Annotated in this window: 23 protein-coding genes and 1 pseudogene; 13 read left to right on the forward strand and 11 right to left on the reverse strand. The window is 61.1% G+C overall.

Annotation, left to right across the window (positions count from 1 at the left end; genetic code table 11):
- The first annotated feature begins 120 nt into the window (after nucleotides 1-120).
- Nucleotides 121-1,254 (forward strand): elongation factor P maturation arginine rhamnosyltransferase EarP, encoded by a 1,134-nt coding sequence (gene earP / locus AO268_RS19110; protein ID WP_099169519.1) that lies wholly within the window; start codon nucleotides 121-123, stop codon nucleotides 1,252-1,254.
- A gap of 49 nt (nucleotides 1,255-1,303) precedes the next feature.
- Nucleotides 1,304-1,882, forward strand: a complete 579-nt coding sequence (locus AO268_RS19115) for an elongation factor P (RefSeq protein WP_099169520.1) — start codon at nucleotides 1,304-1,306, stop codon at nucleotides 1,880-1,882.
- A gap of 61 nt (nucleotides 1,883-1,943) precedes the next feature.
- Here the strand turns inward: AO268_RS19115 and AO268_RS19120 are convergent, their stop codons facing one another.
- The 3 genes from AO268_RS19120 to AO268_RS19130 form a co-directional block, all read right to left on the reverse strand.
- Nucleotides 1,944-2,363 (reverse strand): organic hydroperoxide resistance protein, encoded by a 420-nt coding sequence (locus tag AO268_RS19120; RefSeq protein WP_099169521.1) that lies wholly within the window; start codon nucleotides 2,361-2,363, stop codon nucleotides 1,944-1,946.
- A 151-nt stretch (nucleotides 2,364-2,514) separates the two neighbouring features.
- The gene (locus AO268_RS19125; RefSeq protein ID WP_099169522.1) at nucleotides 2,515-2,958 is read right to left on the reverse strand and encodes a MarR family winged helix-turn-helix transcriptional regulator; all 444 of its coding nucleotides are present in this window, start codon (nucleotides 2,956-2,958) and stop codon (nucleotides 2,515-2,517) included.
- A gap of 77 nt (nucleotides 2,959-3,035) precedes the next feature.
- Entirely contained in the window at nucleotides 3,036-3,986 is a 951-nt protein-coding gene (locus AO268_RS19130; RefSeq protein WP_099169523.1) for a LysR family transcriptional regulator, read from the reverse strand.
- Nucleotides 3,987-4,098: 112 nt separating this feature from the next.
- Between AO268_RS19130 and AO268_RS19135 the strand changes: the two genes are divergently transcribed.
- The gene (locus tag AO268_RS19135; RefSeq protein ID WP_099169539.1) at nucleotides 4,099-4,848 is read left to right on the forward strand and encodes a sulfite exporter TauE/SafE family protein; all 750 of its coding nucleotides are present in this window, start codon (nucleotides 4,099-4,101) and stop codon (nucleotides 4,846-4,848) included.
- Here AO268_RS19135 and AO268_RS19140 read toward each other — a convergent pair.
- Nucleotides 4,838-5,719, reverse strand: a complete 882-nt coding sequence (locus AO268_RS19140) for a LysR family transcriptional regulator (RefSeq protein ID WP_099169524.1) — start codon at nucleotides 5,717-5,719, stop codon at nucleotides 4,838-4,840. The genes AO268_RS19135 and AO268_RS19140 overlap by 11 nt on opposite strands.
- A gap of 70 nt (nucleotides 5,720-5,789) precedes the next feature.
- Here AO268_RS19140 and AO268_RS19145 point away from each other — a divergent pair, with 70 nt between their 5' ends.
- Together AO268_RS19145 and AO268_RS19150 are read left to right on the forward strand one after the other, a co-directional pair.
- Entirely contained in the window at nucleotides 5,790-5,996 is a 207-nt protein-coding gene (locus AO268_RS19145; protein ID WP_057444696.1) for a DUF1127 domain-containing protein, read from the forward strand.
- Between the two features lie 43 nt (nucleotides 5,997-6,039).
- Nucleotides 6,040-7,272, forward strand: coding sequence for a winged helix-turn-helix domain-containing protein (locus AO268_RS19150; protein WP_099169525.1), 1,233 nt, complete (start codon nucleotides 6,040-6,042; stop codon nucleotides 7,270-7,272).
- Between the two features lie 89 nt (nucleotides 7,273-7,361).
- Here the strand turns inward: AO268_RS19150 and AO268_RS19155 are convergent, their stop codons facing one another.
- Nucleotides 7,362-8,708: a class II 3-deoxy-7-phosphoheptulonate synthase gene (locus AO268_RS19155; protein ID WP_099169526.1), complete on the reverse strand. Its 1,347-nt coding sequence runs from the start codon at nucleotides 8,706-8,708 to the stop codon at nucleotides 7,362-7,364.
- A 142-nt stretch (nucleotides 8,709-8,850) separates the two neighbouring features.
- On the opposite strand from AO268_RS19155, the gene AO268_RS19160 reads away from it, so the two are divergent.
- A complete protein-coding gene (locus tag AO268_RS19160; RefSeq protein ID WP_099169527.1) occupies nucleotides 8,851-9,606 on the forward strand; it encodes a spermidine synthase in 756 nt (251 codons plus the stop codon).
- Nucleotides 9,607-9,652: 46 nt separating this feature from the next.
- Here AO268_RS19160 and AO268_RS19165 read toward each other — a convergent pair whose 3' ends face one another.
- Nucleotides 9,653-10,444, reverse strand: coding sequence for a crotonase/enoyl-CoA hydratase family protein (locus tag AO268_RS19165; RefSeq protein ID WP_099169528.1), 792 nt, complete (start codon nucleotides 10,442-10,444; stop codon nucleotides 9,653-9,655).
- Between the two features lie 422 nt (nucleotides 10,445-10,866).
- Here AO268_RS19165 and AO268_RS19175 point away from each other — a divergent pair, with 422 nt between their 5' ends.
- Nucleotides 10,867-12,540, forward strand: coding sequence for a DEAD/DEAH box helicase (locus tag AO268_RS19175; RefSeq protein ID WP_017136163.1), 1,674 nt, complete (start codon nucleotides 10,867-10,869; stop codon nucleotides 12,538-12,540).
- A gap of 100 nt (nucleotides 12,541-12,640) precedes the next feature.
- Here AO268_RS19175 and AO268_RS19180 read toward each other — a convergent pair whose 3' ends face one another.
- On the reverse strand, nucleotides 12,641-13,408 hold the full coding sequence (locus tag AO268_RS19180; RefSeq protein ID WP_099169529.1) for a DODA-type extradiol aromatic ring-opening family dioxygenase: 768 nt from the start codon (nucleotides 13,406-13,408) through the stop codon (nucleotides 12,641-12,643).
- Between the two features lie 103 nt (nucleotides 13,409-13,511).
- Here AO268_RS19180 and AO268_RS19185 point away from each other — a divergent pair, with 103 nt between their 5' ends.
- Nucleotides 13,512-14,168, forward strand: a complete 657-nt coding sequence (locus tag AO268_RS19185; protein WP_099169530.1) for a thiopurine S-methyltransferase — start codon at nucleotides 13,512-13,514, stop codon at nucleotides 14,166-14,168.
- A gap of 54 nt (nucleotides 14,169-14,222) precedes the next feature.
- On the opposite strand, the gene htpX is transcribed toward AO268_RS19185, so the two are convergent.
- Together htpX and AO268_RS19195 are read right to left on the reverse strand one after the other, a co-directional pair.
- Entirely contained in the window at nucleotides 14,223-15,110 is an 888-nt protein-coding gene (gene htpX, locus AO268_RS19190) for a protease HtpX (protein ID WP_029298042.1), read from the reverse strand.
- A gap of 304 nt (nucleotides 15,111-15,414) precedes the next feature.
- The gene (locus AO268_RS19195; protein ID WP_099169531.1) at nucleotides 15,415-16,626 is read right to left on the reverse strand and encodes a pyridoxal phosphate-dependent aminotransferase; all 1,212 of its coding nucleotides are present in this window, start codon (nucleotides 16,624-16,626) and stop codon (nucleotides 15,415-15,417) included.
- Nucleotides 16,627-16,829: 203 nt separating this feature from the next.
- Here AO268_RS19195 and msrB point away from each other — a divergent pair, with 203 nt between their 5' ends.
- Both msrB and AO268_RS19205 read left to right on the forward strand, forming a co-directional pair.
- Nucleotides 16,830-17,222 carry a peptide-methionine (R)-S-oxide reductase MsrB gene (gene msrB / locus AO268_RS19200; RefSeq protein WP_099169532.1) on the forward strand — a complete coding sequence of 131 codons (393 nt, stop codon included), beginning with the start codon at nucleotides 16,830-16,832 and terminating at the stop codon, nucleotides 17,220-17,222.
- Between the two features lie 165 nt (nucleotides 17,223-17,387).
- Complete coding sequence (locus AO268_RS19205; protein ID WP_099169533.1) at nucleotides 17,388-17,873, forward strand: glutathione peroxidase; 486 nt, start codon at nucleotides 17,388-17,390, stop codon at nucleotides 17,871-17,873.
- A 51-nt stretch (nucleotides 17,874-17,924) separates the two neighbouring features.
- Here AO268_RS19205 and AO268_RS19210 read toward each other — a convergent pair whose 3' ends face one another.
- The gene (locus AO268_RS19210) at nucleotides 17,925-20,249 is read right to left on the reverse strand and encodes a hybrid sensor histidine kinase/response regulator (protein WP_099169534.1); all 2,325 of its coding nucleotides are present in this window, start codon (nucleotides 20,247-20,249) and stop codon (nucleotides 17,925-17,927) included.
- A 166-nt stretch (nucleotides 20,250-20,415) separates the two neighbouring features.
- Between AO268_RS19210 and AO268_RS19215 the strand changes: the two genes are divergently transcribed.
- Nucleotides 20,416-21,306, forward strand: a complete 891-nt coding sequence (locus AO268_RS19215) for an ATP-binding protein (protein ID WP_099169535.1) — start codon at nucleotides 20,416-20,418, stop codon at nucleotides 21,304-21,306.
- A complete protein-coding gene (locus AO268_RS19220; protein ID WP_099169536.1) occupies nucleotides 21,303-21,785 on the forward strand; it encodes a GAF domain-containing protein in 483 nt (160 codons plus the stop codon). Before AO268_RS19215 ends, AO268_RS19220 begins: the two co-directional genes overlap by 4 nt.
- An 80-nt stretch (nucleotides 21,786-21,865) precedes the next feature.
- Here the strand turns inward: AO268_RS19220 and AO268_RS19225 are convergent.
- Nucleotides 21,866-23,293 (reverse strand): annotated as a pseudogene (locus AO268_RS19225) (ATP-binding protein); the annotation flags it as partial.
- Nucleotides 23,294-23,354: 61 nt separating this feature from the next.
- Here AO268_RS19225 and AO268_RS19230 point away from each other — a divergent pair.
- Entirely contained in the window at nucleotides 23,355-23,702 is a 348-nt protein-coding gene (locus AO268_RS19230; protein ID WP_257154415.1) for a recombinase family protein, read from the forward strand.
- Nucleotides 23,703-23,771 lie beyond the last annotated feature (69 nt).

Raw genomic sequence — 23,771 nt, forward strand, 5'->3', positions numbered from 1 at the left:
GCGGGCGGTTGCGGCGAGTGGGGGATTGTCGCATAGCCAGCGTGCAGAATAATCGCGATCAGCCCTTCTGCCTGGCGGCATTTATGCGGACAATCGAGCCTTTGACTGATGGAGCCCGGAATGAAAGCCCGCTGGGATATTTTTTGCAGCGTTGTCGATAACTATGGCGACATCGGCGTGACCTGGCGCCTGGCCCGGCAATTGGTGGCAGAACAGCGCTGTGCCGTGCGGTTGTGGGTCGATGACCTGCGGGCGTTCGAGCGCATGTGCCCCGAGGTGGACGTGCAATTGGCGCAGCAGTGGCAGGAGGGCGTGGATGTGCGCCAGTGGCCGGCGGATTGGCCAGCCACGGCAGCGGCGGACGTGGTGATCGCAGCCTTTGCCTGCCAACTGCCAGCGGCCTATATGGAGGCCATGGCGGCCCGCGAGCGTACGCCGTTATGGATGAACCTGGATTATCTGAGTGCCGAGGAATGGGTGGTCGGATGTCACGGCCTGCCGTCGGTCAAGTTCAAGGGCGTGCAAAAGTACTTCTTCTTTCCGGGATTTCGCCCCGGCACCGGGGGCTTGCTGCGTGAGGCGGGGTTGATTGAGCGGCGTCAGGCTTTTCAGCGTGATCCCCAGGCCCAGCAACAATTCCTACAAGCGCTGGGTGTTGTTCCTGCGGCGGGCGCGCGGTTGATCTCGCTGTTCGCCTATGAAAATGCCGGCCTGGCCAGTTGGCTGGACGTATTGGCGGCCGATGGCCAGGCCACCCATCTGCTGGTGCCGGAAGGGCGCATCCTTGGCGATGTACAGTGCTGGCTGGGGGGCGAGGCGCTAGGCGTGGGGCAGGTGCACCTGCGCGGCGCGCTGACGGTGCAGGTGCTGCCGTTCGTGCGCCAGGAGCAGTACGACCGCCTGCTGTGGTGCTGTGACTTCAATGCCGTGCGCGGCGAAGATTCCTTTGTGCGCGCACAATGGGCCGGGCGCCCGTTGTTATGGCATATCTACCGCCAGGATGAAGACATCCACCTGGACAAGCTCGATGCGTTCCTTGATCTGTACACCCAGGACCTGTCGGCCCCCGCGAAAGCTGCGCTGATCGCCCTATGGCAAGCCTGGAACACGGACAGCGACATGGCCTCAGGCTGGAAAACCGTGCTTGAGCATTGGCCGGAACTGACCGCACATGCCGAGCAATGGTGTCTGGAACAGGCCTTGCAGGCCGATCTTGCGACGGCGCTGGTACAGTTTTATGAAAATTGGATATGATACGCGACCTTGATTTTTGTAAATCCCATCCAAATTTCGGATATTCGTAATGAAAACTGGTAAAGAACTGAAACCCGGTACAGTGATCCGTCTCGAAAACGACCCTTGGCTGGTTCAGAAAGCTGAGTTCACCAAGTCTGGTCGTAACAGCGCAATCATGAAGACCAAGCTGAAGAACCTGCTGACCGGTTACAAGACCGAGATCGTCTACAGCGCCGATGACAAACTGGATGACGTGATCCTCGACCGCAAGGAAGCGACCCTGTCGTTCATCAGCGGCGACACCTACACGTTCATGGACACTACCGACTACACCATGTACGAGCTGAACGCTGAAGATATCGAAGCTGTTCTGCCGTTCATCGAAGAAGGTATGGAAGACGTCTGCGAAGCCATTTTCTTTGAAGAGCGCCTGGTGTCCGTAGAGCTGCCGACCACCATCGTGCGTAAAGTTGCCTACACCGAAGGTTCCGCTCGCGGTGACACTTCGGGCAAAGTGATGAAGCCTGCCAAGCTGGCTAACGGTACCGAACTGCAAGTGGCTGATTTCATCGAGATCGACGACCTGATCGAGATCGACACCCGTGAAGGTGGTTCGTACAAAGGTCGCGCCAAGGTTACTAAGTAAGTCTTGCGTTACTGATAAAAAACCCGACCAAGAGTCGGGTTTTTTTATGCCTGTTTACCGGTCACACCGTGACATGCAAGCGCACATCGACATTGCCACGGGTAGCGTTGGAGTACGGGCAGACCTGATGTGCAGCGTCTACCAGGCTTTGCGCCTCATCCTCGGCCAGGCCGGGCAGGGACACGTGCAGGTCGATGTCCAGGCCAAAACCACCGGGAATCTGGCCGATGCCGACGTGGGCGGTGATCGAGGCATCATCGGGGATTTTGCGTTTGCTCTGGCTGGCGACGAATTTCAGGGCGCCGATAAAGCAGGCTGAGTAGCCAGCGGCGAACAGTTGTTCCGGGTTGGTGGCCTGGCCGCCGGCGCCGCCCAGTTCTTTTGGGGTGGCGAGTTTGACGTCGAGGATATTGTCGCTGGAAACGGCACGGCCATCACGGCCGCCGGTGGCGGTGGCTACTGCGGTATAGAGGGTTTGCATGGGGGGTTCCTCGCTGTATTTTTGCGCTAAAAATTTGCGCGCTAAGTAAGTTGCGAAATGAATGTATCGCGCAAATGTTTAGTGCGCAATATAAATTTTTGAAGTGATCGCGATGACCTGTCGGGGCCGGCAAGCCGGTTCCGACAGGTGGCTAGACGCTACCCTGCAAATTCCTGCGCAGTTCCAGCAAGTCTGCTTGCAGCTTGCGCAGTTGCTCCCTCTGCAACCCGCTGGCGCTGAGGATGCAGGGGGGGACATCCATGGCCTTGTCCCGCAGTGCCCGGCCTGCGTCGGTCAACGCCACCACCACCACACGCTCATCGACCCGGCTGCGTGTGCGGCTCAACAGGCCTTCGGCTTCCAGGCGCTTGAGCAGTGGGGTCAGCGAGCCCGGGTCGGTGAGCAGGCGGTTACTGATTTCCCCTACGGTCAAACCATCGTCTTCCCACAGCACCATCATGGCCAGGTACTGCGGGTAAGTCAGGCCAAGGGCTTGCAGCAAGGGTTTGTAGACCTTGGTCATCAACAACGAGGTGGAGTGCAGGGCAAAGCACAGTTGGTTGTCGAGGAGCAGGGAGTCGCAGGTGTCAGTCATGGCGGTGCCTTAAAGCGTATTTGAGCTGGAATCTAGCGGGCAAACCTTTGATGCGCCAGATAATTTGCTGGCGGCTGTCAGCCCCAGCCACTTTGCAACGCCAGATCCCACGGTGGGACGGGGCTGAAACGGCTCTTGAGGTATTCCAGCAACAGGCGGCTGCGGGCATTGGCCTGTTGTTCCAGGCGCAGGGCGTAGATGCCGGCGGTTTCAGCAGTGGGCAGGCCGTTTTCGCAGAACAGCGGCACCAGTTCGCCGCGGACCAGGTATTCACTGGCCAGCCAGGTAGGCAGGTCCGCGATGCCCAGCCCGGCCAGGGCGCCGGACAGCAGGGCTTCGGCATTATTGGCGCTCATGCGGATGCGCTGTGGGCGGTAGGTGTTCTTGCGACCATCCAGTTCAAAGCGCCAGGCGAACATCGGTGCCAGGCCTTCCCAGTCCAGGCCGTCGTGTTCGTTGAGCTGGCTGGGATGGGTCGGCGTGCCACGGTTTTTCAGATAGGTTGGGCTGGCACAGGCGATTCGCACAATACTGGCCAATGGCGTGGCGACCAGCCGAGTATCGACTATATGTCCGGCCCGCAGCACCAGGTCCACCTTGCCCAGATGTTCGCCCTGCATATCGACAAAGCTGTCGATCAGATGCAGGTGCACGTCCAGGCCCGGGTAGACCGTCAGGAAATCCGCGATGGCCGGCGCCAGGTGTCGCCGGCCAAACGCGGCGGGGGCATCCACCCGAATCAGGCCCTCGGGCGCATGGCTCAGGGACACGGCCTCGGCCCGTGCCAATTGCAACTCCCGGATAATCCGCCGCGCACGCTCGGCAAACGCCAGCCCGGCCGGGGTGGGCAGCACCGCGTGGGTGCTGCGCAGGAACAACTGGCTGCCCAGGGCGCTTTCCAGGCTGTCAATGCGCCGCGCCACGGCAGAGGGCGTCAGCGGATGGCGCCGCGCCGCTGCCGAAAAGCTGCCGGCTTCCAGCACATCGAGGAACAGGCCCAGTTGATCGGTCAGGGTTGTGGGGTTCATGGGGATTATTCGCTTGTGCGGATTTGGCATAGCCATTGTGCGTTGCTATGCGTTTCCCTGCCAGGGCGCAGTGCGTAGCATGCAGGGCTTGAGACGGCGCAGGGGTGTGGTTGTGGTGGATATAGCGATGTATGTAATGCTGGGCGTAGCCCTGGGCACTGTCGGCGGGCTGTTTGGCATTGGGGGCGGGTTGATCGCGATTCCGGTGCTGGGCGTGCTGTTTGGCCTGGATCAGCAAATTGCCCAAGGCACTGCGCTGGTGATGGTGGTCCCCAACGTGATGCTGGCGTTATGGCGTTACCACCAGCGCAATAGCATAGAACTGCGACATGCCTTGCCACTGGGCGTCATGGGTTTTTGTTTTGCCTGGCTGGGGTCGATCTGGGCGGTAGGCATCGATGCCGGCATGATGCGCATTGGCTTTATTGTGTTTTTGGTGGCCCTGTCGGGGTACAACCTGTTACGCATGTTCACCCGCCATACACCGCCTTCAGCACAGATGCGCTATTCCTGGCCGTGGCTGGGGGTATTGGGCGCGGCGTCGGGATCCATGGGGGGCCTGTTCGGTGTTGGCGGCGCGGTGGTAGCCACGCCCGTGTTGACCAGTGTGTTCGGCACCACCCAGGTGGTTGCCCAGGGCCTGTCCCTGGCACTGGCCTTGCCCAGTACCGGCGTGACCCTGGTGACCTATGCCTGGCACCACGAGGTGGATTGGCTGATCGGCGTGCCCCTGGCGGTCGGCGGGCTGCTGAGCATCAGTTGGGGGGTAAAAATCGCCCACGCCTTGCCGGAGCGCCTGTTGCGCGGTTTGTTCTGCGGTTTCCTGGTGATGTGCGCGGTGATGCTGACCTTTAAAGTCTGAAACCGTCGAGGATATATTCGGCCAGGCATTCGGTGATGGGCGAGGTCATGTTCGGGTTGCGCAGCAGGCGCAAGTTGACCGTGTGCAGTGGGCCGAAACCTTCGTCACTGCCCAGGATCCGCAAGTCTTCGGTGACCAGGCTTTCCATCATCACCGTCACTGCCAGCCCGGCACCGACCACGGCCTGGATCGCCGCGCCGTTGGAGCTGTGATAGGCCAGGCGATACTCACGCCCCACGGCCTCCAGCGAGGCGCGGGCCCATTGTGTGCAAAAGCTGTCCAGGCCGGAGATTGCCAGGGGCAGGGTCTCGTGCTCATCCACGCAAAAGCAGGGCGATGCCACCCAGACCATGCGTTCGTTGCGCAGCAGTTCGCCGATTTCATTGCCCGGTTCGCGGCTGATCACCGTGAGTGCCAGGTCGCGTCGCTGCATCAGCACCGGCGTGCCTTCGCAGTGCATCTCGATCTGGATCAGCGGGTAGGCCTTGGAAAACCGCTTGAGAATGCCGGGCAGGTAGCGCATTACGTAGTCGTCCGGGGTGCCGATGCGCACCAGGCCGACCATGTGCGGCTCGCGCAAGGTATTGAACACCTCGCTGTGCAGCTTCAGGATGCGCCGCGCATACCCCAGCAACACCTGGCCCTCCGGCGTAAGCCTGACCTGCCGGCCATCACGCTCGAACAACTTGCGCTGCAACACGTCCTCCTCCAGACGCTTCATTTGCATACTGACCGCCGATTGGGTGCGGTTGACCTTCTCGCCGGCGCGGGTGAAACCACCCTGGTCGGCGATGGCGACGAAGGTGCGCAGCACGTCGGTGTCGATGCTCGGGTAGTGAGTCAATTGATCAATCTCTGAGATGTGTTGCATAAGAAACATTCGTTGGATTGATCATAGCCCTGGGCCCAGACTTTAGTCATCCCCACTGGAGGGCGAGATGATGAAGGGTCAAAGAGGTTATGTGTTGTTGGTGAAGCGCCCGTTGGCCGGGGTGTTTCAAAGGGTTTGCCGTTGGTACGCCGTGCAGCGCGAGCGTCAGGTCCTGGCAGAAATGAGTGATGACTCACTCAAGGATATTGGCTTGACCCGGGCGGATGTCGAGCATGAACGTCACCGGTCTGTGTGGAATGACCCGTTGGGTAAATGACGATCCTCGCGCTACAGTTCGCGGGCGCAATCAGGAGATGCCCATGCCCGCAGAACTGAGCTTTTCCCTTAGGCAAGCCCGCCGCCTGACGCTGGCAGCCCAAGGCTTTTCCGGGCGCCAGCCGCCCGCACAGATCAAGGCAGCCCAGGTCAATCGTCTGATCGAGCGTCTGGGTGTGTTGCAGATCGATTCGGTCAATGCCGTGGTGCGCTCCCACTACCTGCCGCTGTTTTCCCGCCTGGGTCATTACTCGCCGTTGCTGCTGGAACAGGCGGCCTGGAGCCTGGGGCGTAAACGTACGTTGTTCGAGTATTGGGGGCATGAGGCCTCGCTGCTACCGATGACGCTGTATCCGCTGCTGCGCTGGCGCATGCAGCGCGCATCCGAGGGGCAGGGGATCTATCAGCAGATGGCGCGTTTTGGGCGCGAGCAACAGGCGACCATCCGCCGCGTGCTGGCCATCGTCGAACAGCAGGGTGCGTTGGGGGCGGGCAGCCTGTCGACCCGTGAAGAGCGCGCCGGGCCGTGGTGGGACTGGAGTGATGAAAAGCAGGCCCTGGAATGGCTGTTTGCCGCAGGGCTGGTGACGGTGGCCGGGCGCCGTGGTTTCGAGCGGCTGTACGACCTGCCGGAGCGGGTCATCCCGGCAGCGATTCTGCAACAGGCGCCCTTGAGCGAGCACAGTGCCCAGCGCGGCCTGCTGCTGCAGGCCGCGACGGCGTTGGGCATCGCGACGGAAAAGGACCTGCGCGATTATTTTCGCCTGACCCCGGCAGAGAGTCGTGGGCGCCTCGCCGAGTTGGTCGAGGATGGGCAATTGCAGGCCTGCCAGGTCGAGGGTTGGAAACAGCCGGCGTATTGCCTGCCCGAGCCAACGGTCCCGCGCAAGGTGGCGGCCAGTGCGTTGCTGTCGCCCTTCGATTCATTGATCTGGGAGCGTGGGCGTACCGAGCGCCTGTTCGACTTCCGCTATCGGCTGGAGATCTACACCCCGCAGGACAAGCGGGTGTATGGCTATTACGTGCTGCCGTTCCTGCACAACGAACGGATCGCCGCGCGGGTGGATTTGCGGGCCGAGCGGGCCAAGGCGCGGTTGGCAGTGCATGCCGTGCATGAGGAAGAGCCGGGGTTGGACGAGGCAGGGATGTTGGCGCTGGCGTTGAACCTGCGGCAGATGGCGAATTGGCTGGGGTTGGAGCAGGTGCAAATCAATTGTCAGCGGCACAGTGCAGCCCGGTTGCGGGGGGCGATGCTGGCAATGGAGGTGGGCAGCTAGGGCGCAATCGCGGGCAAGCCCGGCTCCCACATTGACCGTGGTGGGAGTCGGGCTTGCCCGCGATTGCGGTGGATCAGGCCACCACCGCTCTAGCGTTTGACCTGCTTCAACGTCTCGGCAATCAGGAACGCCAATTCCAGCGACTGATCGGCATTCATCCGCGGGTCGCAATGGGTGTGGTAGCGGTCTGACAAGCCATCCTCGGTAATCGGTCGTGCGCCACCAATGCACTCGGTGACATTCTGCCCGGTCATTTCGATATGAATCCCACCGGCATAAGTGCCTTCGGCTTCATGGGCCTGGAAGAATTCCTTCACTTCGCTGAGGATCTGCGCGAAGTCCCGGGTCTTGTAGCCGCTGCTGGCCTTGATGGTGTTGCCATGCATCGGGTCGCAGCTCCACAACACCTGCTTGCCTTCGCGCTGCACGGCGCGAATCAGGTTGGGCAGGTGGTCGCCGACCTTGTTGGCGCCCATGCGTGCGATCAGGTTCAGGCGCCCAGGATCGTTGTCCGGGTTGAGAATGTCGATCAGGCGAAGCAGATCTTCGGGGTTCATGCTCGGGCCGACCTTGACCCCGATCGGGTTGTTCACCCCGCGCAGGAACTCGACGTGCGCGCCATCGAGTTGGCGCGTGCGGTCGCCGATCCACAGCATATGGGCCGAACAGTCGTAGTAATCGTTGGTCAGGCTGTCACGGCGCACAAAGGCTTGCTCGTAGTTGAGCAGCAGCGCTTCGTGGGCGGTGAAGAAGCTGGTCTCGCGCAGTTGTGGCGAGCTGTCCATGCCGCAGGCGCGCATAAAGGCCAGGGTCTCGTCGATGCGGTCTGCCAGTTGGCTGTACTTGTCGGCCAGGGCGGAGTTGGCGATAAAGTCCAGGTTCCACTTGTGCACCTGGTGCAGATCGGCAAAACCGCCCTGGGCGAAGGCGCGCAGCAGGTTCAGGGTGGCGGTGGACTGGTGATAGGACTGCAGCAGGCGGTCGGGGTCCGGGACGCGGCTTTTCTCGTCGAAGCCAATACCGTTGACGATATCGCCACGGTAGGCGGGCAGGGTGATGCCGTCGATGGTTTCATCGTTGGCCGAGCGCGGCTTGGCGAACTGGCCGGCCATGCGCCCGACCTTGACCACCGGGCAGCCGGCGGCGAAGGTCATGACAATGGCCATCTGCAGCAGCACTTTGAAGGTGTCGCGGATTTTTGCAGCGGAGAACTCGGCAAAGCTCTCGGCGCAGTCGCCACCCTGCAGCAGGAACGCGCGACCCTGGGTCACCTCGGCAAACTGGCGGCGCAATTCCCGGGCTTCGCCGGCGAACACCAGCGGCGGGTAACTGGCCAGGCTCTGCTCGACCTGCAGCAAGTGCGCGGCGTCGGGGTAGCGGGGTTGTTGCTGGATCGGCAGGGCGCGCCAGCTGTCGGGGCTCCAGGGTTGGCTCATCGTGAACTCGAATGAATGTCGGGAACGTGCATGTTATCAGTAATTAGTGCGTGACCTGCTGGCGCCGCTTGGCCGACAATCGCGCCTTTGCCGCTTGGGACCAGGCGGCTTGAACCCGTGCCCGGGCCCATTAGGAGATGCAATGACTGAGGAGCGCGTCGAGCGCCTGTTGGCTGAGGTCCATGATGACTTCGGCATGATCCGTGTGCTGGAAGTGGCCGATTACCGCTTTCTCGAGTTTGGCGATGCCATCGAGCAGAGCTGCGTGTTCACTGCCGATCCGAGCTGGCTGGAGTATGACTACACCCGTGCCATGTTGATTGGCGCCTTGTGTCACGAGCAGCCCGAGAGTGCGCTGTTCCTTGGCCTGGGCGCCGGGACGCTGACCCAGGCCTGCCTCAGGTTCCTGCCGCTGGAGGATGTCGAGGCGATTGAATTGCGCCCGGACGTGCCGCGCCTGGCCATCGAATACCTGGGGCTGGATGATGATCCACGGCTGTACATCCGCGTGGGCGATGCCCTGGAGTTGCTGGCGACAGCGGAGCCGGCGGACCTGATTTTCGTCGACTTGTATACCGATGTCGGGCCAGGGGTTGGCCACCTGGCCTGGAGCTTCCTGGAAAACTGCCAGAAGAAGCTCAACCCCGGTGGTTGGTTGGTGATCAATCAGTGGGCCACCGATGATGGCAAGCCCCTGGGCGCTGCGCTGTTGCGCGGGTTGTACCACCGGCATTACTGGGAGCTGCCGGTGAAGGAGGGCAATGTGATCCTGATCGTGCCGGCGGACCTGGACCAGACGCTGGACCTGGCGGCGGTTTCTGCACGGGCCGAGGCGCTGGCGCCACGCCTGGGGTATTCGTTGCAGGCGCTGATCAAGGCGGTTCGGCCGGCGACGTAGGTGCCTATACTGGCCGCATCGCCGCGATGAGGCCATCACTGCCTGCTCACACCCCCTTGAATACCCCTGGCCGTTTCTCCAGCATCGCCCGCACTCCTTCCTTGGCATCCTCGCTGTTAAGCAGTTTTTCGACCAGCGCCGGCAACCCGGCGGCTGCGGCGGTTTCGCCCTCATTTCGCGCCTGGCGTGCCGACATCAACGTAGCCTGCACCCCCAGCGGCGCCTGGCTGGCAATCCGGTTGGCCAGGGTCAGCGCCCGGGGCAGCAGGTCTTCGCTGGCCATGACCTCCTGCACCAACCCCAGGCGCAGGGCTTCATGGGCATCGAACTCATCGCCCGTCAGCAGCCAGCGCATGGCGTTGCCCCAGCCGGCAATCTGGTGCAGGCGCAAGGTGGCGCCACCAAAAGGAAAGATCCCACGCTGGACTTCCATCTGCGCAAAGCGCGTATTGCTGGCGCACAGGTTGATGTCCGCCGCGAGCATCAACTCGATACCGATGGTCAGGCAATAACCTTGTGCGGCCACGATCACCGGCTTGCTGACCCTGGGCCCGGCGAACACTCCCCATGGATCGCAGCCTCCCAGTGGGGCTTGCCAGCCTTGCGCCATGGTGTGGGCGACGTTGATCAGGTCCAGTCCGGCGGTAAAGTGCTCGCCATGTCCGAACACCACGGCCACCCGCGCGTTTTCATTGCGATCGAATTCGCCATAGGCCAGGCTCAGTTCGTTGAGCAGGTCGAGGTCAAAGGCGTTGCGCTTGGCGACCCGATCGAGCCCCAGCAACAGGACATGCCCTTGTAGTTCACGGCTGACGCGGCTGCTGCTGGTGTGTTTCATGGGGGGATCCTCGGACGCGACAGGCAGTTTCGGACCGAAGGGTCCGCTGCAAAAGGTGAAGCGTTTAAGCGCAATAACCAACAGGGCCGGGCCTTTGAAAAATAGACGTTCCTGCGAAGATGCGCAAAGCCAGTGACGCAGAGCAGTGGAGTGGACTTTTCCGATAAAAAAAGCTCCCTTTTTCAAGGATTTCCGGTATAGTGCGCGCCGGCCTTTAACCGGGCCGCGTTTAGGTAGCGCAATTCCCCGAAGTCAGCTTCGGCTGCACGTCCGCACAGCGGACTCTCCCTTGACGAATCTTTTTCATTCATTCGTTTTCGCAAATCCCCGCCGACAAAGCAGCCAGGGCGACTCTTGAGTCTCAACACGGCATGCGCAGCTTTGGAGCATGGGTCTTTGCGGATGCACTTAGAGGCAGACCCATGACCCAGGAAACCGGCGGCTTCGCCGCTTTTAATCTTAACCCGAACATTCTTGCTGCCGTCATCGCGACCGGCTACGAAGAACCTTCGGCTATTCAGCAGCAATCGATCCCGATCATCATGGCCGGCCAGGACATGATCGGCCAGGCGCAAACCGGTACCGGTAAAACCGCCGCGTTCGCCCTGCCTATCCTGCACTGCATCGATCCTGCCAAGCGCGAGCCGCAAGCCCTGATCCTGGCGCCAACCCGTGAGTTGGCGCTGCAAGTAGCAACCGCTTTTGAAACCTACGCCAAGCAAATGCCGGGCGTTACCGTTGTGGCCGTTTACGGCGGCGCGCCTATGGGCCCACAACTGAAAGCAATCCGTAATGGCGCACAGATCGTTGTCGCCACCCCGGGCCGTCTGTGCGACCACCTGCGCCGTGACGAAAAAGTACTGTCGACCGTGAACCACCTGGTTCTGGACGAAGCTGACGAAATGTTGAAGCTGGGCTTTATGGATGACCTGGAAGTCATCTTCAAGGCACTGCCACCGACCCGTCAGACCGTGCTGTTCTCGGCCACCCTGCCACAGTCGATCCGTGCCATTGCCGAACGCCATCTGCGCGATCCGCAACACGTGAAGATCCAGACCAAGACCCAGACCGTTACCGCGATCGAACAGGCTCACCTGTTGGTTCACGCTGACCAGAAGACCTCGGCTGTATTGAGCCTGCTGGAAGTCGAAGACTTCGACGCCCTGATCATGTTCGTGCGCACCAAGCAAGCGACCCTGGACCTGGCCAGTGCCCTGGAAGCCAAAGGCTACAAAGCCGCTGCGCTGAACGGTGACATTGCCCAGAACCAACGTGAGCGCGTGATCGACTCCCTCAAGGATGGCCGCCTGGACATCGTTGTGGCGACCGACGTTGCTGCCCGTGGCCTGGACGTTCCGCGTATCACCCACGTGTTCAACGTTGACATGCCGTACGACCCGGAGTCCTACGTTCACCGTATCGGCCGTACTGGCCGTGCCGGTCGCGAAGGTCGTGCACTGCTGCTGGTGACTCCACGTGAGCGCCGCATGCTGCAAGTGATCGAGCGTGTAACCGGTCAGAAAGTAGCCGAAGTTCGCCTGCCGGATGCCCAGGCTGTTCTCGATGCCCGCATCAAGAAACTGACCAACAGCCTGTCGCCGCTGGTGGCTGATGCTGAATCGACCCACGGCGACCTGCTGGACCGCCTGACCGCCGATATCGGTTGCACCCCGCGTGCCCTGGCTGCAGCCCTGCTGCGCAAGGCTACCAACGGTCAGGCCCTGACCCTGGCCGCGATCGAAAAAGAACGCCCACTGGTGCCGAACAACGCTCCGCGCGGTGATCGTCCAGAGCGTACCGGTGACCGTCCAGACCGTGGTGATCGTGAGCGTCGTGCTCCGGTTCCATTGGCTGAAGGTCGTGCTCGCTGCCGTACCGCGCTGGGCGCGCGTGATGGCATCGCCGCTAAGAACCTGCTGGGCGCTATCCTCAACGAGGGTGGCCTGGCACGTGAAGCGATCGGTCGCATCCAGGTGCGTGACAGCTTCTCCCTGGTGGAGCTGCCGGAAGATGGCCTGGAGAAGTTGCTGGCCAAGCTGAAGGACACTCGCGTTGCGGGCAAGCAGCTCAAGCTGCGTCGCTATCGCGAAGATTGATCGACCCTTGGGTTGATTGATCGAACATAAAAAATCCCCGACTGGTTCGGGGATTTTTTTTGCCTGGGTTTTCACCCGTCTCTGGATCTAGCGGGGCCTGCTAATCAAATCGATAGATATCCATCCCCAGGGCACCCAGGGTGAACCCTTGGTGAGCCACGCTGAACTGCCCACCCGCACCACGGGCGAAGTACAGCGGCAACAAGTGTTCATCACTGGGATGGCTGCGCACCGCATGGGGTGCCTGGCGGCGGTAGTCGTGCAAGGCGGCTTCATCCTGGGTGCCGAGTTTGTCGACGATCCAATCACGGAACTCACGCGCCCAGGGCTCGATGCTTTCCGGGCCGGCCCGCCAGTCCAACTCACCGAGGTTATGGGTGATGCTGCCCGAGCCGATCAACAACACACCTTGTTCGCGCAGGCTGCGTAGCGCCTGGCCGACTCGGGTTTGCAGGGCGGGGCCCAGATGGCTGGGCAGGGAGACCTGCACCACCGGTATATCCGCCGCCGGGTACATCAGCGACAGCGGCACCCAGGTGCCATGGTCGAACGGGCGCTGGTGGTCGAGGCGGGCTTGCAGGCCATCGGCTATGAGCTGTTCGACGATCTGCTGGGCCAGTGCCGGATCACCGGGGGCCGGATACTGCACGGCAAACAGCTCGCGGGGGAAACCGCCGAAGTCGTGCCAGGTCTCGGGCGCAGGGCTGGCGCTGACCAGCAGCTCGCGGCTTTCCCAGTGCGCGGACATCACCACGATTGCCTTGGGGCGTGGCAAGTCGGCGGCCAGGCGCTGGAGGGCTGGCCCGCTGGCGCCGGGTTGCAAGGCAAGCATGGGCGAGCCGTGGGAAATAAACAGGCTGGGGAGCATGGGCGGGGTCCTCAAGGTTAAGATGGGACCATCTTCAATCAGATCATTAATCTAAATCTAATATAAGTTTTAGCGTTATTTGATCGAATTTTTAGGATTAGTCATGGACTCCACCTTTTGGCATGACCGCTGGGCACACAATCAGATCGGCTTCCACCTGCCGGAGGTCAACCCCTATTTGCAGCGACACTGGCCGGGCCTCGGGTTGGCCAGTGAGGCCAGGGTGCTGGTGCCGCTGTGTGGCAAAAGCCTGGACCTGCTGTGGTTGGCGCAGCAGGGGCACCAGGTCCTGGGGGTAGAGCTGTCGGAAAAGGCCGTGGAAGAGTTTTTCCAGGAGCAAAGCCTGGCGGCGCACGTCAGCCAGCGGGGCAGCTTCAAGGTCTATCAGGCCGGCACTCTCGAGTTGTGGTGCGGCGATTTCTTCGAGTTGAGTGGTGAGGATGTGGCAGGGTGCACCGCGCTGTACGATCGGGCGGCGCTGATTGCCTTGCCACTGCCGATGCGCGAGCGCTATGTCGCGCATCTGCAGGCGATTGCGCCGCAGGTGGAAAGTGGTCTGTTGATCAGCCTGGATTATGAGCAGTCCCAAAAGGCAGGCCCGCCGTTTGCAATTGGCGACGCTGAAGTCCGCAGGCTGCTGGGCGGACGCTGGCGCCTGGAGATCCGGGAACAGCGGGATATCCTGGCCGAGAGCCCCAGGTTCGCCCAGGCGGGTATCACACGGCTGGAAGAGCAGGTTTACCAGTTGGCGCGGCTGTAAAACACGCGCCCACAAAAAAGGGGCGATTCAATCGCCCCTTTTTTGCGTTGCCTGTCAGCCGCGACGGCGCAGTGCGTCGATCCGCTCTTCCAGTGGCGGGTGGCTCATGAACATCCGTGCCAGGCCTTGCTTGACGCCACCGTTGATGCCGAAGGCATTCAGGGTGTCAGGCATATGCACCGGCAGGCCCTGTTCGGAGCGCAGGCGTTGCAGGGCGCCGATCATCGCGGCAGTACCGGCCAGTTGGGCACCGGCTTCGTCGGCGCGGAACTCGCGTTTGCGCGAGAACCACATCACGATGGAGCTGGCGAGGAAGCCCAGTACCAGTTCGGCAAAGATCGTCGCCACGTAGTAGGCGATACCCTGGCCACCTTCGTTCTTGAAGATCACCTTGTCGACAAAGTTGCCGATGATCCGTGCAAAGAACATCACGAAGGTGTTCACCACGCCCTGGACCAGTGCCAGGGTCACCATGTCACCGTTGGCGACGTGGCCGATCTCGTGGGCCAGCACGGCCTTCACTTCGTCGGGCGAGAAACGCTCCAGCAAACCCTGGCTGACGGCAACAAGAGCATCGTTCTTGTTCCAGCCAGTGGCAAAGGCGTTAGCCTCGTAGGCCGGGAAGATCCCGACTTCGGGCATCTTGATCCCGGCTTCGCGAGACAGTTGCTCGACGGTCTGCAACAGCCATTGCTCATGCCGGGTGCGCGGCTGGGTGATGATCTGGGTGCTGGTGCTCATCTTCGCCATCCACTTGGAGATGAACAGCGAGAAGATCGAGCCGGCAAAACCAAAGACGGCACAGAAAACCAGCAGCTGATTGAGGTTCAGATCAACCCCGTTGGCCGCCATGAACCCGTTGAAGCCGAAAAGGCTCAGGGTGATGCTGGCAATCAGCACGACCGCCAGGTTAGTGGCCAAGAACAGCAGGATGCGCATCATGGTTGTAGAATTCTCCTCATGCTTAATATGTCGCGTACTGCGGGGTATATAAGGTGCGGCAGTGGGCTATTCAACCGGGCGACTATTTCAAACTGTGTCCTACAGCGCGAATGTAGAGCCTTGCAGGGATTTTCCGAGCCTTTATGCCGCTAGAAATTGCCGTCCGCAAGCCTTTGGACCCCGTGATTGCTGGAAAGTACAGGGTCGAGGCGAAGAGGGTGGGTGCAGCAGGCGTTTCTCGGCAGAGATGTGTTGCCAGATAATCGCTGTACGACCTGTTGCAGGTTGTACAGCGAAAGCCAGGCTACTGGCGATAGGACTTCAGGAAGTTGCCAATACGCCCGATGGCCATGTCCAGGTCATCCACCCGCGGCAGGGTCACCACGCGGAAGTGATCAGGCCACGGCCAGTTGAACGCAGTGCCCTGGACCACCAGCAGCTTTTCCGACAGCAGCAGGTCGAGGACGAACTTCTCGTCGTTGTGGATCGGGCAGACTTTCGGGTCGATCCGTGGGAAGGCATACAAGGCGCCCATGGGTTTGACACAACTGACGCCGGGAATGTCGTTGAGCAGCTCCCAAGTGCGGTTGCGCTGTTCCAGCAGGCGGCCGGCGGGCAACAACAGGTCGTTGATGCTCTGGTAGCCACCCAGCGCAGTCTGGATCGCATGCTGGCTGGGGACGTTGGCGCACAGGCGCATATTGGCCAGCATGTCGATGCCTTCGATGTAGCTCTGGGCATTGTGCTTGGGCCCGGAGATGGCCACCCAGCCGGAACGGAAACCCGCCACCCGGTAGGACTTGGACAGGCCGTTGAAGGTCAGGCACAGCAGGTCCGGGGCCAGGGAGGCGGTGCAGATGTGCACGGCGTCGTCATAGAGGATCTTGTCGTAGATCTCGTCGGAGAACACCACCAGGTTGTGCTGGCGCGCCAGTTCCAGCATGCCCTGCAACACTTCCCTGGAATACACCGCGCCCGTCGGGTTGTTCGGGTTGATGATCACCAGCGCCTTGGTGTTGGGCGTGATCTTGGCCTTGATATCGGCCAGGTCCGGCCACCAGTTGGCTTGTTCGTCGCACAGGTAGTGCACCGGGTGGCCGCCCGCCAGGGTCACGGCGGCGGTCCACAGCGGGTAGTCAGGCGCCGGCACCAGCACTTCGTCGCCATTGTTGAGCAGGGCCTGCATGGCCATCACGATCAGCTCGGAGACGCCGTTGCCCAGGTAGATATCCTCGATACCGATCCCTTCCACCTGCTTTTGCTGGTAGTACTGCATCACCGCCTTGCGCGCGCTGAACAAACCCTTGGAGTCACTGTAGCCCTGGGCGGTGGGCAGGTTGCGGATCACGTCCTGGAGGATTTCGTCCGGCGCCTCGAAACCAAAGGGCGCCGGGTTGCCGATATTCAGCTTGAGGATGCGATGGCCTTCCTCTTCCAGGCGTTTGGCGTGCTTGAGCACCGGGCCGCGAATGTCGTAGCAGACGTTGGCGAGCTTGTTCGATTTGCTGACCTGCATGGCGATGTGATCCCGAAAATGAACGATCCAGACGGTGTGAAGACTACCGTGCTGGGAATCCTGCGTGTGGCCTGACCCATAAATACGTTTGAATGCCGATAACGTGGGTGCCAGACTGGTGCTTTGAAGAGGCGCAATCATACGTGCCGCCTGATCCATGGAAAAGACACAGATCAGGCTTTTTCAGTTGTCGAGGTGTATTGATGGAAAAGTTGGAGAAGACCCTGGATCAATGGCGGGAAATGCTCGACCCGGCGCAGTATCAAGTGTGCCGCCTCAAGGGCACCGAGCGGCCGTTTTCCGGCAAGTACAACGCCACTACGACCGACGGTGTGTATCACTGCATTTGCTGCAATGAGCCATTGTTCGACTCGAAGACCAAATTCGATGCCGGTTGTGGCTGGCCCAGTTTTTATGAGCCGATTGCGGACAGCGCGATGATCGAGATTCGTGATGTCAGCCACGGGATGGTTCGCACCGAAGTCACCTGTGCCAAGTGCGATGCGCACTTGGGGCATGTGTTCCCGGATGGTCCGCCGCCTACGGGCTTGCGTTACTGCATCAACTCGGTGTGCCTGGACTTGGTCCCGCGCTGAAACCGACGAGGCGGGCTGCCTGGATAAACGTGGCGTCTGGGCGTTTTTCGCGGGCAAGCCCGCGCCTGCAGGGGGGTGATGTTGGGTTATCAGGCTGGCTGATTAAATGGTGTGCAATTGAATTGCTCGCTATGTTTTTCTTCTCTACTTCTTGAGGCGTCTCTAATGAGCGATAACCTGCTGGCCATCCCCTGCACCACCATCAAGGGCGAGCAAAAGACTCTGGCGGACTTCGCCGGCAAGGCGATCCTGGTGGTCAATACCGCCAGCAAATGTGGTTTCACCCCACAGTACAAAGGCCTTGAGCAGCTCTGGCAGCAATACCGGGACCAGGGCCTGGTGGTACTGGGCTTCCCGTGCAACCAGTTCGGCAAGCAGGAACCGGGTGACGAGGGGGCCATTTCCGAGTTTTGCGAGCTGAATTTCGGTGTCAGTTTTCCCCTGTTCAAGAAGGTGGATGTCAATGGGAGCGAAGCCCACCCGCTGTTTGTGCAATTGAAACAGCGCGCGCCGGGCCTGCTGGGCTCCAGGGGCATCAAGTGGAACTTCACCAAGTTCCTGATCGGTCGTGACGCTCAGGTGGTCAAGCGTTTTGCCCCGACCACCAAACCCGGGGAACTGACCCAAGAGATCGAAGCGCTGCTCAAATGACCGACGTGCCTGGCGTCTCCCTGGCCCTGGATGACCCGTTGCTCCAGCAGGTCAGAGGGTTGTCGTAGTCGGCACCCACAGGTCGAGCAGGGCGTTGAGTTCCTCGCGGCGAAAGGGCTTGGCCAGGTAGTCGTTCATGCCGGCGGCCCGGCACCGTTCGCGCTCCTCGGCCAGGGCATTGGCGGTCAGCGCGACAATCGGCAGCTGCGGCCAGCGCCCGCTGCGGCGGATCTGTCGGCTCGCCTCGTAGCCATCCATGACCGGCATGTTGCAGTCCATCAGCACCAGATCGAAACGTTGCTCTTCCAATTGCTTGAGCGCCTCGCCGCCATGGGCTGCGACCACCACCTCGCAGCCGAGCTTGCTGAGCATGCCCTTGGCCACCAGTTGATTGACCAGGTTGTCCTCCACCAGCAGGATGTGCGCCCGATGGGCCACCGGGCTGGCCTCCAGTTGGGCAAGGTCGAGGACGAGTTCGCTGTCGGCGCGCAGGGTGCGGTGCAGCACCTGATACAGCGCGGCGCGACTCAGGGGGCGTGCCTGCTGTTGCAGGGGCGCCAAGGCGGCCACTTCTTCGCTGGGCATGAAGTTGCCGTAGGCGGTGACCAGCAGGATCGGCGCGTTGACGGTCGGGCGCAGGCGAAACAGGCATTCGGGGCAGTCGGTGATCAGGATATCCGCTGCCAGGCCCGTCAAGTCCTCGTCGAGGGTGTAGCAGCGCGGCGTCAGCCCCCAGTGCGGCAGCAGGGTGTGCAGCAGTTCGGCCAGGCCGCTGCTGGCCCCGCTGATCACCACCACGTCACCGGTCAAGGGCCCCAGCCGAGGCGCCGGGGTGTGGGCGGGCAGTGGCAGTTCGGCGCAGAACTGGCTGCCGAAGCCGGTCTCTGAACTGATGGTCAGCCGGCCGCGCATGGCTTCGCAAAGATTGTGGGTCAGCGCCAACCCCAGGCCGGTGCCGCCAAACTGGCGGGTAATGCCGGCGCCGGCCTGGGTGAAGGGTTTGAAGATCCGCGCCTGGGCCTCCTGGGCAATGCCGATGCCGGTGTCGCACACTTCGATGCGCACGCCATCGGGTTGCGCGCTGAGGCGTACATCGACGCGGCCAAAACGGGTGAACTTCAAGGCATTGGACAGCAGGTTACTGACAATCTGCCGCACCCGGGTCGGATCGCCCACGACCTGGGCGGGAAACTGCGGGTCGATCAGGCAGGTCAATTCGACGCTGGGCGCGGCGTTCTGCGACAGCAGGTTGGCGGTGTCCTCCACCAGGGCGCCGAGGTCGAAGGGGATGTTCTCCAGTTCCAGTTGCCCGGCATCGAACTTGGACAGGTCGAGAATATCGTTGAGCAGTTCTACCAGGACCTTGCCGGAGTCATGGGCAATCGACAATTGCTGGCGCTGCTCGGTATTCAGGGCGCTGTCCAGGCACAGGGCGATCATGCCGAGCAGGCCGTTGAGCGGGGTGCGGATTTCATGGCTCATATTGGCAAGGAAAGCCGCCCGCGCCTGGGCCATGCCCAGGGCGGTCATTTTCGACGCTTCCAGTTCTTCGTTGGACTGGCTTAACCGCTGGTTGATTGCCTTGAGTTCGGTGGTACGCGCCGAAACAATATCTTCCAGTTGGCCAAGGTACTCGGTCAGGCGGTCCTCGGCGTGGCGCCGCTGCCGGATTTCGGTCTCCATATTCTCGAACTGCTGGTTGGCGACGTTGACCAGCACGCCGATCTCATCGTGTTCGTGCCCCGCTGGGCAATCCAGGCGGGCCTGGGGCGCGTTACCGGGGGGGCGGGTGCTCAGTTCGCGGATGATCCGCACCAGGGGCTGGGTCAGCATCGCGTAGAACAGGCCCAGCAGGATTGCGGTCAGGATCAGGCTGCGCGCGAAGCCATTGAGCAGGGTGATCTCTGCGCGGCGCAGGAAGCGGCTGCCAAATGCGTAGGTATCGACGTCAAGGCGCAACACACCGAGGGATTCCCCAGGCATGTGCGTGAGGTACAGGCGGTCTTCAAACTGGCGGTTGGCGCCGAACAAAAAGTCGCTGACCGGGCGGTAGCGGCTCTCCTTGCGCGGGCGGCCGACGTCAGCCAGCACCAGGTCATTGTTGTCGATCAACTGTGCCCGCGTGATGGCGGGGGAGTGCAACAGGCCCAGGGTCAGTTCCTGGGCCAGTTCGGCGTCGATGTTGTAGGCGATACGTGAAGCAGGGTTGTGGCTGATTTCAAGCAGGGAGCGTATTTCGCGATTGATGGACGCGTCTTCGCTGGCATAATCAATGCCGATCTGGATCAGGCTGAGCAAGGTTCCCAAGACGAAACCGACCAGCACAGTCAGTCTGGCTTGTTTATAAGACAAGCGGTGGGCGAACTTGATATCCATTGAGTGCTGAGCCACTTTACGTTTCCCTTCGCCCGGCAAGCATAGCTGAACATCCTCAGCGCCAGCCTTGCCCGGTATGAATCGTTTTTTCAGGTGCAGCCGTCTGGTGACTGCGTGAGGGTTGCCAATACGCCATTTTTTACAAGAACTTGCCACAGGAATAGTCATGGATTCTCGATTGAATGCCTTTCTGGAGCGGGCCGATGCCGTGCTTGCTCGTCTGGAACCGTTGTTGCCAGCGCCTCGCGTGGCTGTTGACTGGAACCACTGCCTGGCGGCCCGCTGGCAGCGCGAGGGGCGTAGCGGTTTTCTGCTGCCACTGGACGTCAGCCTGGATATGCGCCTGTCCGACCTGATTGGGGTCGACAAGCAGCGCGAACAGTTGGCGCGCAATACCCAGCAGTTTCTCGACGGCCTGCCCGCCAACCATGCGTTGCTCTGGGGCTCGCGTGGCACAGGCAAGTCGTCCATGGTCCGTGCGTTGCTGGCCCAGCATGCCAAGGCCGGCTTGCGCCTGATCGAAATCGAACGTGACCACCTGGCCGACCTGCCGCGTGTGGTCGAGCAACTGCTCAAGCTGCCGCAGCGTTTTATCCTGTTCTGCGACGACCTGTCGTTCGAGGCTGGCGAAGGCGATTACCGTGTGCTCAAGAGCGTACTGGACGGTTCGCTGGAGCAGGCCCCGGAAAACGTGCTGCTGTATGCCACGTCCAACCGTCGTCACCTGGTGCCGGAAAACCAGAGCGACAACGACAACTGGAAGCGCGTGGAGGGTGAGCTGCACCCCAGTGAAGCGGTGGAAGACAAGATTGCCTTGTCCGACCGTTTTGGCTTGTGGCTGTCGTTCTACCCGTTCACCCAGGAGCATTTCCTGGATGTGGTGGAGCACTGGATCGGCGAGCTGGCGAACAAGGCGGGTTTGCCGTGGCAGCGCGATGAAGCACTGGACATCCTGGCGGTGCGCTGGGCCACGGGCCGGGGTAATCGCAACGGCCGGTGCGCCTACCAATTCGCCCGCTACTGGGTGGGGCTTAAATTGCTGGAGCGTCAGCCATGATCGATTTGCAACAGGCGGGCAGCGGTCTCGATGGGTACGCCATGCTCTGTGCGCAACTGGAGTCGCTGCTGGCCGATGAACGCGACTTTATCGCCAACGCAGCGCAGTTTTCGGCATTCCTGTTCAACCAGCTCGATGACTTGAACTGGGCGGGCTTTTATCTCAACCGTGATGAAGAACTGGTGCTGGGGCCTTTCCAAGGGCAGATCGCCTGTGTGCGGATTGCGTTTGGCCGAGGGGTGTGTGGTGCGGCGGCGGCTTCGCGGCAAACCCAGCGGGTGGACGATGTGCATGCGTTTGCCGGGCATATTGCTTGCGACAGTGCTTCCAATAGCGAGCTGGTAGTGCCCTTGATCAAGCAGGGGCGGTTGATTGGGGTGCTGGATCTGGACAGCCCGAGACTGGCGCGTTTCAGTGGCGAGGATCAACAGGGGATCGAGCGGCTGGCCGCGATTTTCCTGCGGTTGACTGACTGCTGAGGGCGCTGGTTTGCCGGCGATGGCTGGGGGGGCAGGTCCCCCCATGTCTTCGTTAACGACCATCGCCGGCCAGCCCGTTCCTACGATGGCGCGAGATTGTCCAACTGCTCCTGCAGCACTTGTTCTAGGTCGAACATGGCTTGTTCGATGGCCTTGACCCAAATGTCGAGTTGCCCCGGGTCGGCATCCTCCCCAGCCTGTTCCAACACCTCGCATCGTTCGGCCAGTGTGCACGCCTGGACGATCCTGGCGGCGCCCTTGATCTTGTGGGCCTGGTCGATCAGGTCCTGGTAAGCACCTTGTGCGAGCAAGGTCATGAGTTCCTCGCGATCACGCCGGCTACTGCTCAACAGTTCTTCCAACAGACGCTGGCTTAACAGCGGATCGCCACCGGTGAGGGCGTTCAGGCTATCGAGATCAAAGACCCGCGCTGGCGACAGCGGGGTGATCTCTCCCAGGTGGCGTTCCAGTGTTGTCAGGCTGATGGGCTTGAACAGGCAGTCATTCATGCCCGCATCCCGGCAGCGCTGCTTTTCTTCTGGCTGGGCATTGGCGGTGAAGCCCAGGATGATACAGGGCGTTTTGTTCTCCCGTTGCTCGTGCTCCCGGATCGAGCGGGCCAGTTCATAGCCGTTCATGACCGGCATATTGCAGTCGGCGATGATCAGGTCGAAGTGCTCCTGGCGCCAGGCCTGGAAGCCCGCCGCGCCATGTTGGACCGCAGTGAATCGATGCCCGAGGAAGCCCAGTTGCTGGCACATGAGCAGCCGGTTGGCGGGATGGTCGTCCACCACCAGCACATTCAGCAACGCCGCCGCATCCTGGGTCGCGGGCTTGAGCTCGATCAGTGGGTAGGCCGGTGGCAGGCTGGTCATCTGCAACGAGACAAACACCTGGGTGCCGACACTGGGCACGCTGCTCAGGGCCAGTTGCCCGCCCATCATCTCGCACAGGCTGCGACAGATCACCAGCCCCAGTCCGGCGCCGTTCCTGGCCAGGTGCCCGGAGTTGTCGGCCTGGGAAAAAGGCTCGAACAGGCGTTGCTGATCGTCCCGGCTGATACCGATACCGGTGTCCTCGACCACCAGCCTCATCTGGATCTGCTGTGGCTGGCTGGTGGCCTGGAGGTCTACCTTGATCTTCACCTCGCCCTGCTCGGTGAACTTGATGGCATTGCTCACCAGGTTGGACAAGACCTGTTTGAAGCGCAGGGGGTCGATCTGCACGTCACGTTCTTCGCCGCCGGGATTGAACTCCAGCAACAGGTTGAGATTCTTCTGGCGTGCCAGGCCATCGAACACCCGCACCACCGACTCGACCAGTTCCCGCAAGTTGACGCGCTCTGGCGCCAGGCTCAAGCGGCCGGATTCGATGCGCGCGATGTCGAGGATATCGCCAATCAACTCCAGCAAGTCCCTGGCCGAGTTGTAGGCCACTTCGATGGCCGGACGATCCAGATGCCCGTGGTCGGCCCGCTTGAGGGTCAGCTCCAGCATGCCGATCACCGCGATGAGGCGGGCTTTTTGTAGAAAATGCTACAATCCAGCATCTACAAGGGTTTGAGACGATATGACTATCAGAAATTCACTGCCCAGAGCCTTCTCTGATGTGTTCAGAGACGATGACACAATCAACGTATACAGCTACATACGTTTTTCATCGAAAGTCCAAGCGCTGGGCTTTGGCGAGGTTCGTCAGCTTGAACAGCTCAATCGCTTTTTCGAGCAATACCCCCAAGCTCGACAAGTCGAGCGATACGAAGATTTGGGCGTGTCGGCTTTCAAAGGCAAAAACCTCAAATCTGGTCAACTCGCAAAATTCGTTGAACGTATCAAGTCAAAAGAAATTCTCCCGAACGCTCTCCTACTGGTCGAGTCATTCGACCGCATTAGGGAAACTCTGAAAAAGACTTTCTGATTTGGCAAAATACCGCGACCCCACCCACCGAGTTTCCCGATGAAGCAGATGACCTTCGCCGACGCCGAG

Origin of the sequence: Pseudomonas sp. ICMP 8385 (genome assembly GCF_002699915.1) — a bacterium.
Taxonomy (GTDB): Bacteria; Pseudomonadota; Gammaproteobacteria; order Pseudomonadales; family Pseudomonadaceae; genus Aquipseudomonas; species Aquipseudomonas gessardii.